Source organism: Mesorhizobium sp. P171375 (assembly GCF_057786075.1).
The window spans coordinates 1,941,980-1,956,903 of the sequence record NZ_JBYNWF010000001.1 but is presented as its reverse complement, the minus strand read 5'-3'; the positions used below and the strand labels follow the sequence as shown (position 1 = coordinate 1,956,903).

General features: G+C 58.1%; 9 protein-coding genes and 7 pseudogenes. 3 read left to right on the top strand and 13 right to left on the bottom strand.

Annotated elements, in window-relative coordinates:
• Positions 1–352 precede the first annotated feature (352 nt).
• Positions 353–1,522, top strand: a complete 1,170-nt coding sequence (locus ACYHH6_RS09410; protein WP_352593668.1) for a M20 aminoacylase family protein — start codon at positions 353–355, stop codon at positions 1,520–1,522.
• 154 nt (positions 1,523–1,676) lie between these two features.
• Here ACYHH6_RS09410 and ACYHH6_RS09405 read toward each other — a convergent pair.
• Positions 1,677–1,929, bottom strand: a pseudogene (locus ACYHH6_RS09405) (IS481 family transposase); the annotation flags it as partial.
• Positions 1,930–2,300: 371 nt separating this feature from the next.
• Here ACYHH6_RS09405 and ACYHH6_RS09400 point away from each other — a divergent pair.
• A pseudogene (locus ACYHH6_RS09400) lies at positions 2,301–2,485 on the top strand (integrase); the annotation flags it as partial.
• Here ACYHH6_RS09400 and ACYHH6_RS09395 read toward each other — a convergent pair.
• The 6 genes and pseudogenes from ACYHH6_RS09395 to ACYHH6_RS09370 form a co-directional block, all read right to left on the bottom strand.
• Positions 2,414–2,564 (bottom strand): annotated as a pseudogene (locus ACYHH6_RS09395) (ABC transporter permease); the annotation flags it as partial. The pseudogenes ACYHH6_RS09400 and ACYHH6_RS09395 overlap by 72 nt on opposite strands.
• Positions 2,541–3,074: pseudogene (locus ACYHH6_RS09390) on the bottom strand (ABC transporter permease); the annotation flags it as partial. The pseudogenes ACYHH6_RS09395 and ACYHH6_RS09390, both read right to left, overlap by 24 nt.
• Positions 3,074–4,681: an ABC transporter substrate-binding protein gene (locus ACYHH6_RS09385; protein ID WP_488473645.1), complete on the bottom strand. Its 1,608-nt coding sequence runs from the start codon at positions 4,679–4,681 to the stop codon at positions 3,074–3,076. The pseudogene ACYHH6_RS09390 and the gene ACYHH6_RS09385, both read right to left, overlap by 1 nt.
• A 651-nt stretch (positions 4,682–5,332) precedes the next feature.
• A complete protein-coding gene (locus ACYHH6_RS09380) occupies positions 5,333–6,520 on the bottom strand; it encodes a glycine C-acetyltransferase (RefSeq protein ID WP_352522330.1) in 1,188 nt (395 codons plus the stop codon).
• A gap of 281 nt (positions 6,521–6,801) precedes the next feature.
• A complete protein-coding gene (locus tag ACYHH6_RS09375; RefSeq protein ID WP_435053501.1) occupies positions 6,802–7,668 on the bottom strand; it encodes an aminotransferase class IV in 867 nt (288 codons plus the stop codon).
• Positions 7,669–7,955: 287 nt separating this feature from the next.
• A complete protein-coding gene (locus ACYHH6_RS09370; protein WP_352522332.1) occupies positions 7,956–8,408 on the bottom strand; it encodes an Lrp/AsnC family transcriptional regulator in 453 nt (150 codons plus the stop codon).
• 592 nt (positions 8,409–9,000) lie between these two features.
• Between ACYHH6_RS09370 and ACYHH6_RS09365 the strand changes: the two genes are divergently transcribed.
• A complete protein-coding gene (locus ACYHH6_RS09365; protein WP_352593690.1) occupies positions 9,001–9,147 on the top strand; it encodes a hypothetical protein in 147 nt (48 codons plus the stop codon).
• 659 nt (positions 9,148–9,806) lie between these two features.
• Here the strand turns inward: ACYHH6_RS09365 and ACYHH6_RS09360 are convergent.
• The 6 genes and pseudogenes from ACYHH6_RS09360 to ACYHH6_RS09335 form a co-directional block, all read right to left on the bottom strand.
• Positions 9,807–10,845: pseudogene (locus ACYHH6_RS09360) on the bottom strand (IS110 family RNA-guided transposase).
• A gap of 564 nt (positions 10,846–11,409) precedes the next feature.
• Positions 11,410–11,800: pseudogene (locus ACYHH6_RS09355) on the bottom strand (pyridoxal-phosphate dependent enzyme); the annotation flags it as partial.
• A 336-nt stretch (positions 11,801–12,136) separates the two neighbouring features.
• A complete protein-coding gene (locus ACYHH6_RS09350) occupies positions 12,137–12,457 on the bottom strand; it encodes an exopolysaccharide production repressor protein (RefSeq protein ID WP_352522271.1) in 321 nt (106 codons plus the stop codon).
• 29 nt (positions 12,458–12,486) lie between these two features.
• Entirely contained in the window at positions 12,487–12,804 is a 318-nt protein-coding gene (fdxB, locus tag ACYHH6_RS09345; RefSeq protein WP_352522272.1) for a ferredoxin III, nif-specific, read from the bottom strand.
• Positions 12,801–12,938 (bottom strand): CCE_0567 family metalloprotein, encoded by a 138-nt coding sequence (locus ACYHH6_RS09340; RefSeq protein WP_488473747.1) that lies wholly within the window; start codon positions 12,936–12,938, stop codon positions 12,801–12,803. Before ACYHH6_RS09340 ends, fdxB begins: the two co-directional genes overlap by 4 nt.
• Positions 12,939–13,094: 156 nt before the next feature.
• Positions 13,095–13,851: pseudogene (locus ACYHH6_RS09335) on the bottom strand (DUF269 domain-containing protein); the annotation flags it as partial.
• Positions 13,852–14,924: the final 1,073 nt, after the last annotated feature.

Below are 14,924 nucleotides of genomic sequence, written 5' to 3'. Positions count from 1 at the left end.
CGAGTGCGCTTTACGCAGCGCAGGAGAGGTGCCTCAAGCCATTAAGCCTTGCGGTCCTCCACGGCAGTTCTTGCTTTCAAGCCGACCACCTCCCATTGCCTCACTTGCGGAGCTAACTGAAAAGCTGGCGTTCATTTCAAAACGTAACGCTTTCTGGCGTATTGTTTCGGCAATCGGTGCAGTTTGGCACCAAACCGACGCGCTTTTGCTCCAATCTTCTCGGGCACATTCTCATCCTATTGAGCGGGATTGCCATACCGCGCTCAAGAAGGACAAATATCGGCCATCCATTTCCCGACAGGACGTTGCTGGCAAGTGGGTCGGCAGAATTCATTCAAAAGGCTAATGCGGCATGACAAGCATTGAAACTTTCCGGGAACTACAGCGCGAGGCGACCGAGTGGCGCCGCTATCTACATGAAAATCCGGAGTTGGATTATCGGTTGGAGTACACAGCGAAGTTTGTGGCGGAAAAACTGGCTTCGTTCGGCATCAATCACATCGAGATGGGTATTGCTGAAACTGGCATCGTCGCGTTGATTCAAGGCGAGGGTGGAGACGGGCCGACGATCGGACTGAGGGCGGATATGGATGCTCTTCCGATCATTGAAACTTCAAACAAACCCTGGTCGTCGAAAATACCGGGCATTATGCATGCGTGCGGCCACGACGGTCACACGGCCATGCTTTTGGGTGCAGCGAAACACCTGGCCAAAAGCCGCAACTTCAAAGGCACTGTCGCCTTAATCTTTCAACCGGCCGAAGAAGTGGAACTCCCGTCGGGCGCCCTGCGGATGGTTGAAGAAGGGATCATGGATCGCTTTGGCATATCTCAGGTTTATGGCATGCACATTATGCCGGGCATTGACATCGGCAAGTTCGGCATCCGCCCTGGTCCAATCATGGGCTCGCAGGATGACTTCGATATCCTCGTTAAGGGCACTGGCGGCCATGCGGCCAACCCACATCGAACCGTGGATCCCGTTGTTATCGCAGCTCAGATCATTCTGGGTCTGCAAGTTTTGGTTTCGCGCAGGACCGACCCTTTGGAGTCGCTGGTGATATCCGTCACCAAGCTGAGTGCCGCCCAGGCCTACAATGTCATTCCCGACCAAGTTGCCATCTCCGGAACGGTCAGGGCTCTGGCGTCCACCCTGCGAGACTTCGCCGAGCGAGAGATTCCGGCCGTCGCCCGGGGCATCGCTCAGGCGTTCGGCGGGGATATAGAATTCAAGTACATGCGTTCTGTGCCGGCTACATCCAACAACTCGGAGGAGACCACGCTGGCCATCAAGGCGGCACGAGATCTCGTCGGCGCGTCCTCCGTAGACGCTGCAACAAGAATAAACATGGGCGCGGAGGACTTCGCGTATATGCTCCAGGAGCGGCCAGGAGCCTACATCTTTGTTGGCAACGGACCGACCGCTGTATGTCACAACCCAGCTTTTGATTTTGACGACGAGGCATTGCCTTACGGCATCGGTTGGTGGGTGAAACTCGTCGAAACCATCTTGGCGCCGTGAGTGCTCCGGTTTGGTAATCTGCCCCTCGGTTTGGCTATTGGACCGGGGAGATATAATCGCTGCGCTCACGGCCGCTCGGTCTTTGACGAGGCCGTTGACGAAGAAACGACGAGGCTGGATCGACCTAGCTGTTTGGTCCCGGCATTCGAGTCGACAGTTGATCGTGCTGGTCATAGTGGAAACGTGACGGTGACGTCCCTGATGGTTCGTTTGATCCGCTCGACCTGGCTGTTGGTCCATGGATGGTTGATCTTGGTGAGCCGGTGCTCGATGCCATAGTCGGCGCAGACGTCGTCGAAGACATGCCTCGGGGTTTGGCGCTCGCAGCTGCGATTGGTGAACTGGATGCCGTTGTCGGTCAGAATGGTGTGGATCAGATCCCGAAGGAACTGCGCCATCGTCATCTTGTCCGCGGTCGCGTGCAGTTACGCAGCTTGTCGGCGCCCGCCTGCGGCAACCGCGAAATGCGTGGTGCTGAAGGCAGCGATGCAATGACGAACGCGGCTCTCTGGGACCGGTCGGAAGATCGGCGGTCGAGTTTGGTGCCGCCACTTCGCAACCGTCTTCTGATCGATGCATAGCGCTTGACGAGGTTCTTCAGGCTCTCTTGAGAGTGGACGGCGCCCGCAACGGCATCATCCTCGTGAGAGGCGTGCCAAGATGGCTGCTGTCGCAGCACTCATCTCAAAAGAAGCACCGTCTATGGACAAGAATATCACCGATCTCGGCGCAGTCGTCGCAGTTGGCCGGCCAAGCACGTCTCAGGTCCACGGGTCGACATCTTCTGGAGGCCGGCGCCGACGTGCGCACCTGCAGCTGCTGCTCGGTCGCCGCAGCCATGCGACCACCGCTCATTACCGCCGCATTGCCACCAACAAGGTCCGCGCCACGTCGTGCCTCGAACATTGTTCGTGCAAACACGTCGCGCCCAAGATTGTGGGTCCCAAACCACATTTCCGCTGAAGGCGGCTGAAGGCGTTTTGAAGGGGTCCATGTTCAGGGGATCACCGGCATAAAGCCAGGGCCAAAGGCCTTGGCCAATAGGCTGGTATCCCTGCACCGGCAGCGAATGCATGCTGATCGCGAACAAGCATATCAGAAAGAAGCCGATGACGAACACCGGGACGGAAAAACCAAGTGTCGCAGTGTCGCGAATGCCGTCAGGATGCGATCAACCAGGCCGCCAGCTCGCCATGCGGCAAGGATACCGAACGAAACCCCGACCGTCACCGAAAGGATCATCGTCAGGATCGACAGGCAAATGGTCGGTTCAAGGCGCTGTGAGATGAGTTCGAGAACCGGTCGCCCGGCAAAGATTGATGTGCCGAAATCACCGCTGAGCATGTCGCGCACCCAATGAAAGAACTGAACTGGCATGGGATCGTTCAGGCCAAGCTTTTCACGGATGCCGGCGATCATCTCCGCCGTGGCCGACGGCGATAATCGCGGCCGGGTCACCGGGCGCCAGCCTCAAGAGCAGGAAGACGAAGACCCCGACCATTGCCATGACGGCAATGGTCGAAACTAGTCTGCGAATGATGTAGGCAACCATCAGGCTGAGGCCTTTTGCATGTTCCACATCGCGAAAAGGTGCGGCATCTCGATGAGTCCAGTGAGTGCCTTGCTACGTGCCAACGGCGAGATAGTTTGGCCGAGTCTAACGTCGCCGACGAACTCCCACCAAATCCGTTGCATTTTACGGGCCAGTTCCTTGCGTTCGTCGAGTGTTTCGACATCCGCCCATTTGGCCCGCAGGGCCTCATATTCATCGTTCTTCGGCCAGCCGTACCAGGCCTTGTCGCCGTTTGCGCCTAGGAAGGGCGCGGAGATTGGATCGCCTTGGACGTAGTCAGGGTCGTCCGTGATGAAGATGCTCCAGCCGCCGCTCTCGACGGGCTCCTTGTTGGCGCGCCGCGCAACAACCCCCCCCCAGTCGCTCGGTGCAAGCTCGGCATTGACCCCGATCTTCTGCAGCGTGGCCGCCAGAAGCTGCGAGGCGGCGTGGGCCGCCGCCCAGCTCGTTGGGTCGAGAATGACGACCTTTTCGCCCGCGTATCCCGCCTCTTTGAAGAGTTGCTTAGCCTTTTCGGGGTCGCCGCCCTTCTTGTACCACCCCGTATTTTCGTCATTCGAGTAAGGGGTGGTGTTTCCAAATATCGAAGTGACGGGTTGGCCATATTTTGGATCGGGGGCCGTGACGCTCAGAAACGCCTCTTGATCGATCAGGTGAAGCATCGCTTGGCGCGCCTTCACGTTGTCGAATGGCTTCTGCAGATGATTCATGCGCAGACACATGTCTGTGCCCGACTTGTTCAGAAGTTGTAGTACAAGGTTAGGATCGCTCTCGATCATGGGGTAAAGATCGGCGGAGGGCAATATCACCAGATCGACCTCACCCGCTTGTAAAGCTGCCAAAGCGGTCTGCTGATCGGCGATATTATCCCAGATGACGCGATCGATCTTGACGACTTTCCCGCCGGCGTATCCACTCGATGGCTCACTGCGGGGTACGTATTTTTCGTTCCGATCGTAGGCGAAGCTCGCGCCCGGTTTAGCAAGAGCATGATTGACTTTGAACGGCCCCGATCCGATATTCGCAGTCACCTGCTCGGTTGCGGGGCGGCTAGCGTCCTTCTCGCGCATGATGAATGGGACCGGCTGCGATACCTTCGCCAGTAGGTCGATCAATAGCCCTAGCGGCTCTTTAAGCGCGATCGTGAATGTCTTATCATCCTTCTTCGAGATATCCTTGGCCCGCTCCATGAGAATTTGCCCTCCGGAATCCACTTGACCCCAGCGGCGGATCGAAGCGACACAGTCGGCCGCGGTGACGGGAGTGCCATCGTGCCAGCCTAAGCCATCCCGGAGCTCGAACGTATAGGTCTTCTTGTCCTCGGAAACGCCCCACTTTCCCACCATTTGCGGCTGCGGCTTCAACTCTGAGTCGAGTGCGAACAGCGTTTCGTATATGGCCAGGCCATGGATGGAGGTGAGGTCACCAGTCGTGAAGATCGGATCGAAAACGGTAAGGTCACCCATCATCATCCGCACCGTCCGCGCGGCGGTCGGCTCCGTTTGCGCCCGCAGTACCGACGGCATCGATAAAGCAGTTCCAGCGGCCATGCCCATTTTAATGAGCTTGCGGCGAGAGATTGTCATGTTCCAATTCCCCTTTCGAGTTGACGGCGCGATTATCGGCGCTTCTAGGGTCCTGTCGACTCACGGCCCCTCGGGTTTCTGAACAAAGGCCTAATCGGAGCGACAGGTACGAACTGTAGTCCCTGGCCCAGGAACGTTTGCGCCAAAATGAGTGAACCGCTGAAATAGAGGCCCCACAAACGCGCGTTGCTTGAAATACGTGTGCCTTCGCGCGCCGCATCCGATAGCTCGTCTTGGGTCTGCAAGCGCACGAGCCCCGTTTTGGTCCGGCAAAGTATCTGGCAGGCAGTGGAATTGAGAGGCACTGTAGCTCTCATCTTCCAGCCTGCCGAAGAGGTCAACTTCCTTCTGGAGGGTTCAAGATGGTTGAGGAACGCTTACTAGATCCCTTGGAATCTCGAATGTTTTTGGCATGCATAACTGGCTGGGGCATCGACATTGGAAAGTTTGGCATATGCGTTTGGTCCGATGATGGCGTCCCAGGACGGTTTCGACATCACAGTGAATGGACGCGGCGGCCACGCTGCCGTTCCGCACTTGGCAATCGACCTCGTGGTCATCGCCGCCCAGTTCCCACTGTGGTCTGCGCCATGCGCCAGCAATCGCACAACGTCAAAGCGTATGCCTGAGTTGACCAATATCCTTTGGACATCAGATGACGCTCAGTTCCCTGCCCACCTCGACGAAGGCCTCAACGGCCTGATCGATATTCGTAGTCGAATGCGCCGCGGACATTTGCGTGCGGAGGCGGGCCTGACCCCTCGGCACCACTGGAAAGAAGAAACCGACCACATAGATGCCGCGCTGAAGCATTATCTCGGCCATCTCCTGTGCGAGGCTGGCGTCGCCCAAAATCACAGGCACGATTGGGTGGTCGGTGCCGGCCAGCGTAAACCCTGCCTTTGTCATCTTCGAGCGAAAGCGGTCCGCATTGGCATAGAGCTTCTTGCGCAGCACATCGCCTTGGTCGATCAGGTCGAAAACCTTCAGCGAAGCCCCTGCAATGGCAGGCATTAGCGTATTGGAGAAGAGGTACGGCCGCGAGCGTTGGCGAAGCCAGTCGACGACCTCGCGCCTGCCTGACGTGTATCCGCCCGACGCGCCTCCAAGCGCCTTGCCGAGCGTACCGGTGATCATGTCTATGCGTCCCTCGACACCACAATGTTCTGCCGAGCCGCGCCCGTGCCTGCCGACGAAGCCCACCGCATGGCTGTCATCGACCATAACCATCGCTCCGTATTTTTCGGCGAGATCGCAGACGCCGCCAAGATTGGCGATGATGCCATCCATGGAGAACACACCATCGGTCGCGATGAGCTTGAAGCGGCTGCCTTCCGCCTTCTTCAGCTCCTCTTCCAGCGCGGCCATGTCGTTGTTGGCATAGCGGAAGCGGTTCGCCTTGGAGAGCCGCACGCCGTCAATGATCGAGGCGTGGTTTAGCGCGTCGGAAATGATGGCGTCTTCCTCGCCGAGCAGAGCCTCGAACAGCCCCCCGTTGGCATCGAAGCAGGACGAGTAGAGAATCGTGTCTTCCATCTTGAGGAATGACGAGATGCGCGACTCGAGTTGCTTGTGCTCTTCCTGAGTGCCGCAGATGAAGCGCACCGAGGCCATGCCGTAACCGTAGCGGTCGAGCGCAGCCTTAGCCGCGTTCCGCAGATCTTCATTGTCTGCGAGGCCAAGATAATTATTGGCACAGAGATTCAGGACCTTGCCGCCATCGGCGAGTTCGATCTCGGATGACTGCGACGAGGCAATGACGCGCTCGGATTTGTAGAGCCCCGCGGATTTTAGCCCCGCCAGTTCGGCCGACAAATGGGCAATCAAAGTCTTCTTCATCGGCAACTCCACTGGATGATTTGTGTACGCGGCAAAACCCCCAACAAGAACAGCCCCCCATATTCAGCGGGGGTTATGACACGGGCGGTATTACCGTCTCGGTAAAAGCGACGAGTCGCCGATCGTCGTGGTAGCCGCCGCGGTGTAAGGTTCCCGCTTGGCGGCGAGGAACGTCTGCCGTACCATCAAGAAGTGCGCTCAACTTACAGCAGTTTGGTGATGAGCCCATCGAGACCGTCACCAAGCCGCTCGCCAACTCGCGGTCAGTTGGGTCATTCCGATCACGGATAGGCGACTACAGTCGACCATGCCGGATCATCGTGCTTTTGCCAGTAGAGATCCATTAGCTGACGTGTGATGGGTCCGACCTGCCCGTTACCAATTACGGCGTCGTCGATGCGCGTCACTGGCATGATGCCGCCTGCAGTCGAGGTGATGAACACCTCGTCGGCTCCTTTGATCTCAGCACGGCTAATATCGGTGGCCGAAGCGGACAACCCACTTTCGGCGCAAAGATCAAAGACAGTCCGGCGAGTAATGCCAGGCAACACCCCAAGAGCGGGCGTCTTCAGGGATCCGTTTTTTACAAGGAACACATTGAAGCCGGGCCCCTCCGCAATGTGCCCGTTCATATTAAGAACCAACGCTGTCTCGGCTCCCATATCGTAAGCATTGAAAAGGCCCCGCACGAGATCGAGCCAATGATAGTTCTTGATCGAAGGATCGACCGATTGGGGGGGGATACGGACTATGTCGCTGATCGCGACGTGCAAGCCTCTTTCCAGCTGTTCCTTGTCGGCGACCGACCCAAATGGTACAGCAAATGCGATGAAGCGATTTTCCGCTTGCCGGGGATCGCGGCTAAATGTCGGAGACGAACCGCGCGTGCAGATCATCTCTACGTACGCCGATTTGTGGCCCGACAATGCGACGCAATTTTTTAGGATCGATGTTATTTCCTCGCGATTGTAGGGCAAATTCATGTGCAGACGTTCAACGCCGCGTAAAAACCGGTCGAGGTGCAAGTTCAAGCGAAAAAACCTGCCGTTCCAGACGTGCACGGTATCGTAAGTCGCGTCGGAGTGCAGAAAACCCCAATCGAGCACAGAAATCTTGGCCTCGGAGATCGGCAGGTATTGCCCATCCATGAAAGCAACCCCGTGAGGATAGGGCCGTCTATCAACGTGGTGATCAGCGACAGTTCGAGGTCTAGGTAAGAGCTGTGTCATCGTATGCGCCATTCTTTTCACTAATCGGGTCAGTTGCTTTGTCTGCGCGGAACAATTTGGCAAACCGTACCGTCCCGACGCAGAATCGACTGCGCGCTATAAATCGCACGCTTCCCTAGAGGAAAAAGATCAATCCCCCGGTGGTCACGCAATGGATGCGTCAAAAAACGGCCCAGGGTGGCGGCTTCAGCGAAACCCGCCCGGCATTATAGTGTTACCCGCGGCTCGAACTTGACACGATCAAGCGCAATCATGCTGCGGAATTTTCGGACATTCGGGTTTGTGTAGAGCTTCGTTTTGACGAAGACATCAAACGCCTCGACGTCTTCAACCGTCACGATCAGGACGAAATCAGCGTCGCCGGTCACCATATAACACTGGCTGACTTCCTTGGTCGCCCGCATTGCGCGCTTGAAATCGTCGACGAGGTCGAGACGCTCACGGTCCAACTCCACCGTGACAACAATGGTGAGCGATTTGCCGACCGCTTTGGGATCTACGAGCGAGATATCCGCTACAATCACGCCATCAAACCGCAACTTATTCACCCGACGCATGCATGAGGCTGCGGAAGACCCGACAAGCTCCGCGAGCTCGGCAAAGGAAAGCCGGTTGTTCTTTTGTAGAACCGTGAGGATTCTTCGGTCTAAATCATCCATCGCACGTTGCCTCAATGGCCTTCATGATCGTCCAATCTAGCGAGGCATTTATTGCAATCAAATCCGAAGAGTGAAACAAAAAAGGCATTTTCGGCTCTTCTGGGTGGCTCAACAAGCCATGCGCGGGCTGGCTTCTCAGACTAATGGTATTGCCAACCGCACTGCCTCGTGCGGATCGCCATCAGATGCATCATTTTGGCCCAGGCGACGCACGGGCGCGTCATCAGTCGTTCTTGCGGCAAGCTCTGTATGAACAAGCTATTGGAGATGCCGGCGATGATGGCGCCTGTGCCCGTCGCTCAAACCGCCCACAGGGCAACATTGACCGCCGGAGCGAACTCAGGATGGGTAAAACTTGGGGGCAACGTCATCTCTCATTGATGCTTGGAGCGGGCCTGTCCCGACTCCGTTAACACCATCAGTGTGAGGGACGACCACCTCATCGCCAAGCAAGCCGCGAGCGGAGCGCGCCACTCAAGCGCCGTAGCGAAGTGAGCGGCCGGCTTGGCGGCCCATTACATGGCGTGATCGCGGAGCATCCAGCACTCAGCTAAACTGCTGACGTTTGATCTCGCCATGTGGAGAAATTGGAATGATGAAGCACTTTGTTGGTCTGGATGTTTCCCTCGACCTGACATCGGTGTGCGTTTTTGACGAAGAGGGCGCCGTGGTGTGGCGTGGCAAGGTTGCCTCAACACCTGAAGCCTTGACTGAACTCATTCGCAAGCATGCACCATGAGTTGTGAAGATTGGCCTGGAAACAGGGACCGTTGTGCACGTGGCATTGGCACGCCCTCCGGGAGAACGGCCTTCCTGTCGTCTGCCTTGATGCCAGGCATGCGAAGGCGGCATTGTCGGTTCAACTGAACAAGACTGATGACAATGCGCCTATGGCTTAGCTCAGATTATTCGGAGCGGCTGGTATAAAGAAGTGGCGGTCAAGAGCCTCGACAGCCATCGCGTGCGGACCTTGCTTTCCTCCCGTGCCCAGATGGTCAACATGCGCCGCGATCTCGGTACAAAGATACGTGGGCTTTTGAAGACATTCGGCAGGATTGTAGGGAAAGTCAGTGGAAGGAAATATGAGGAGTTCTGCGCGGGTGCCTGGACTTGAAGAGGCTTCTCTGATTGGGGTGGTCGAGGTCAAGGTGCTCCTGTACTTTTTTCCTGGGCCGTTCCGCAGGTCACTCGCTTCTCTTCGCGGTCGGCGCCTTGGCCGCCGCATGATGGGGTCAGGAGAGCGAGGTGTCTCAATCTGTTTCACGACCTTGCCGGGTTTAGCGGCAGGTTCGGGTCTCTCAACGAGATCGCCTCGCCCATCGTCTCCACGGAACGATCTGGACATCGCCCGTTCGGGCGAAAGCTCCTTTCCTTACTCCTTCAATGTTTGCGGCGGGTTCACGCCGCAGGGGTGGCAATTTCCTTTCCAAAGCGGAATTCGGTCGCGTCGGCCCAAATCCGGTGCAGGATGACCGCCAGCTTACGGGCCACCGCCACACGCGCCCGCGCCATGCCACGGCGCTTGGCGACATTCATGCCCCATGCCCTCAGGCTCGACCATTTCTTCGAGCGTACGAGCGGCGAATGCGCTGCCTCGTAGAGGGCCGTGCGGGCGAGTTCGTCGCCGCAGCGACTGATCCTGCCCTGGATGTCGCGTCTCACCCGATTGGTAGCGCGCGGGCGTCAGCCCCAGATGCGCCCCAACCGCTTGGTTGGAGCCGAACCGCTCCGGCCGGTCGATGGTGGCGCGGAAGGTGAGCGACGTGATCGGGCCGACGCCGGGCGCCGACATCAGCCGCCGGCAGACCTCCTCCTTGCGCACGATGTCGAGAACCTGCCTGGTCAGCCGGGCGAACTCCTTGAGCATGGCGCCGAGGATCGCAAGCAGCGGCTCGACCATCGCCATCACTTCGGCGTCGGCGCCGACCAGCTCGCGCACCCGCCCGGCAAAGGCGGACCGCGACGGCAGGCCCAGCTTGACGCCGGCTTCGCGCAGCATGGCACGCCCCACGTTCTCGATCGTGCGCATTTCGTTGAGAACCGTCCGGCGGGCGACCAGCAACGAGCGCCACAGCCGGCATTGTCTGCTCTTCACATGCACCTGCCGGTACCAGCCGGTGCGCATGATCTGCGCCAGCGCGCGGGCATCGTTCCTGTCGGTCTTGTTCGGCATCGTCTTCATGGCCGCATTGGCAGCCCGCGTCTCGATGCAGATCGCCGGCAGCCCTTCGGCGCGCAATCCGTCGTGAAGCCACGCCGTCAGCGAGCACGCTTCCAGCCCGACGCGCTCCAGCACTAGGTCGACTTTGCGCAATGCCTCGGCCAAAGCCTGCGGCTCGCTCGCCGCTCGAGCCTCCTTCATGATGCGACCGCTCTCATCGACGACGCAGATCGCGGTCTCTTCCAAAGACACGTCTAGTCCGGCAAAGTACTTCATGGCTGCTCCTTCCCGATGTTTGTGGCGATTCCACATCGACCACGTTCTCACATCACGACAGGAGCAGCCGCCCTCTTCCGGCGTCGGCCGAGACCCCAATCACCCCATCTGTTTCAGCGTTGCTGCTGTCCGCGTACGCATTGAGCAAGAAATCAGAACGTTGGAGGAGCACCTTCTCGGGTTCGCCAAACATAGCGCTCCTTGCCGCCGGTTGATGACGTGCCCGGCATTGGTGCAACAACTTCATAATGCCCGCTATCAGTCGGGTGAGGCTATTGTCCGCTATCGATTTCATCCGCGTTACGGGGAAGCGGTTATTGTTGCCGGTGCAATCGCCATGGTGATGAGGTCGCTCTGATCATCCGCCAGCCTGACGGCACCCTGGTGCAGTTGCCGATCTGGATGACGGAGGATCGTGCGGAGGCGATGATGGTGACGTAGAGTCCCCGTCTGCCACTCACGAATCTGCGCGAACTTCGTCTGAAGCTCGATGCCTGTCCAAGCTTGCTACACGACAATTCCCGTTGCCTTGACCTCGTAGAGCGCTCTTTTTCCCAACTACGGACCCTCGTCGCCCAGGCGCACCTCTGCTTCCATGATGCGGCTCAAAAGAATGTTGCCGACCCGGTCGTAGACGGCATCCTCATGGGGTACCCAGCCCTCCTAAACCAGGAGACATTTCATGCCGATCTTGGCGGCGACCGCGGCGACCATCCCTTGTGGTTGGACTGCACGCCGCCGATGGAGACAAGCGTATCGGCATTTGACGCGATCGCGTCGGGGATATGTATTCGAGTTTGCGGAGCTTGTTTCCGCCAAACGCGAGACCGGAGTTGCAGTCCTGGCGTTTGGCGTAGATTTCCACCTTTCCCCTTAGATGCTTGGCGAGGCGGTCGAGCTTCTCGATGGGCGTTGGTCCAAAGGTGAGCGGATAGCGTTCGAACTTTTCCAGCATGTTTTCTCCAGCAACACGTGATCGAGCTGAACCAGCCACGCACCAGTCATTCCAAGGGCTTGTTTGATTTGAAACCAGCTGCGTCCCGGACGTTCCAGAAAGCCCCCTCGTTAATTCCAGCGCCTCGCTCGTCACGGAGATCAAGCAACGCGCATGCCGGCGTGCTGGATAGGCTACCAATGCCTATCAAACGAAAACCGCATCTCCCGGGATTAGAACAACCGGATTGCAGTCGCCTGCGATCATATCAAGCATAGTATTCCTTGACCGATACGCTCAATGTTCATGGTTGGTCCAAAGTGGCGCGAAGCTGAGCTCTGATCTTGTCCCCGCGTCTCAACGGAGCAGCGATACGCCGTTCATCGGAAGGAGCTGTGGCACATCTGAAGATTCATTCCTCACCTCACCATCGTCTGGCGGCTGGGATCCACCTTCCTTGCAACTGCCGAAATGCTCAGCCATTTCGCCAGATCTGTTAGCCCAGCCAGACCGCCAGATCAGAAAGAGCACGCTTGCGAAATACGCCAGCTGAAGGAGCAGCGAACAAGCCAGCGTGGTGACGACTACTGTGCCGATGGAATGAGTAGCGAAGTAGACAGTCAATGCGGTGCTGCACAGCACCAGCCCCAGGACGCGACAAAAGATTCTAAAGGGCAACGCCGTTCTCCTGGTTTTGTCTCCTCAAATCATGCTGCGACCTGGTCGGCGGCAACATGGGTCTGGCAGTTCTTCGGGCAGACGCGGGCGCAGGCTCCACAGCCAATGCAGCGGCCGGCATGATCGACGACCATGATCATGCGATTGAGCTCGCCATCGAAATCGTCATCCTCGTCGTCGCAGGCGCCGAGGATTTCACCCGCGTCATCGACGCCGTACAGATGCATGACCTCGCGCGAGCAGACTTTGAAACAGCGGCCGCAGCCGATGCACTTCGTGCCGCCTATAGCGGTGAGATATTCCGGCACCCATCCGGAGCCGTCCCGAGTGGTGAATGTGCTCGTCATCGTAACTTCTTCATTGCAGCGAGCTCTCTCCTGGCACCATCCAACTCGGCAAAAACGGCCGACGCTTCCTCGGCAACTTCCACTATCTCCGTCCATTTTCCGGGGAGCTTCTCTGCAAGGTCGCTCAATTTCATCTTGGCAATTGCCGCGCGCAGCTGAAGCTTTCGGACTTTCTTCCTCATCTCATCTAGCTTTGACATAGATCCTTCTCGAAATCGGTTTCTCCACGCCCGCGCCACGCCGGGATAGACTTCAATGGCAGCAGTCGCATCGTCGACCAGTTTCGTACCGGCCTCCGCGAGCTTCCTGAACGTCGCGAAGCCGAACCGGTGGATGTCTCGACAGAGCGACCAACCGCCCGGCCGTGAAACGCAATCGTCCGAAGGCCCCATGGGTTTCATCTTTGTCATTGGCGATATCATCAGGCCGGAGCGCTCCGCAATCGCAAGCCCGACGGCGGTGTAAAACATATCGAGCCTCCACAGCACGTCCGGATCGGGATAGCCCATGCCACGGATCGCATGGCGCTCTTTTCTGGTGACGATGAAGTCGGCCAGCAGCGTGGCGTCCGATTTGCCTTCCCATAAGCAGTAGGACTCCTGAGCACGGATCAGCCGCACTTTCGGCAAAACCTGAGCAAGGTGCATCGGAGGACCGATAAAGGCGATGTGGCCGTCGACCACGAAACTGGTCGGAATCCAGAAAGAAAAGCTGGGCTCCATCCAGAGCTTCTTCATTTCGCCTGTGGAGTCGAACGCCATCCGAAAGTTCAGATTCGAGAACTTTTCGGTCAACCACGCGTCCAACATGGTTTGGGCCTCGGCGGGAGCCTTTTCACTGGCCGCGACACCGACGACCTCAAGTCCACTGTCCGTGTATCTCCTGGAGCTGCACCAGATGGGGCATTGCCGCCACGCATGGTCCGCACCAAGTTGCCCAAAATTCGAGGAGATACACTGTGCCGGGCTGGAGGTTCGTGAGGGGCTCGCCACGCAGCCAGTTTTCCACTTTGATCGAAGGAGCCGGTGACCCCATCTGCAATGTCATGTTATTCTCCAAAGCTATTGCCAAAGGCTGCGCGACTTTATGCGCGAGCTTGTTTCCCCTTTAGGGAGGAGCACGGGTTCAAGCGAAGGAGAGTCACGCGCGTCTGCGTGCAGCCAGCCCTCACTCAGTGTTGCCGCATCACAGTTTGCAAACGCCGTGCCAGCGCTCAGCGGGCAGTAAGCGCATTAATTGCTTAGAAAAGCTCCCAGCCAAGCTGGCCGTTTGTATTGAAGTCGACATGTTTTCCTGCCACTGTCCCGTTTTGGACATGCCTCTGGGGCTCCGGGCCGGCACAACCTGGCCACGGACGACTCCACATGTATTCGGGCCGAGGGACCGAGTTGATGGACATCATGACTGCGTTAGCTGCCGCCAGGCCCGTCATCATCGTCCGCTTCACGCCACCGGCTTGAGCGTCTTGCCGTTCCGGCCCTTAGGCGGTAGCGGATCTCGCCATTTGTGCAAAGGGCTGCTCCATCCGAGCGCGGCCCGGGCCCCCTCGCCAGCCTTGCGATTGAAGTCCTGGCTGGCTGGGAAATTTTTTACGAGGCTCGCCAATACCGCCACGTCAGCTCGACGATTTTGATCGTGGCGAAAAGGCCAGAATGAGTGCCGGCATGTGCCGGCCCTCCCGGATTCCTGCTTTGTCGTTCTGTGTCCCTGTGCACAGGCCCTACAGGGACCGCCTGGTGCGAATGTGAGCGTTGTCGGAATTGACCGGCCAAAGACCACTCGGTCGCCATGCGGTTTGGGCCGGACCGACTGAAAACGCTGAAGATGCGGCCGTCCTCACCCCTAACCCGCCTGCCATTGCACACATGGCAACGTGATTTATGCGATCGATTCCGCCGACCGCGGCAGGAGCCCGACCGTTCCGACTCGAAGTTGAGGGCGTCGGCCACGGCAGGTCGTTGCGTTGTTGAGCTCCCGGCCAGTAATGAGGAGATCGTGACAGCGCGCATACGATGCCGCTACCGGTCCGAACTCGGCCTGCCGCGCTGAACGACTCTCTTTGACCTGACGCCGACCTGTGCCGTGATCTTGGCTGCAGCGAGGACTGCCCATACCTCTGC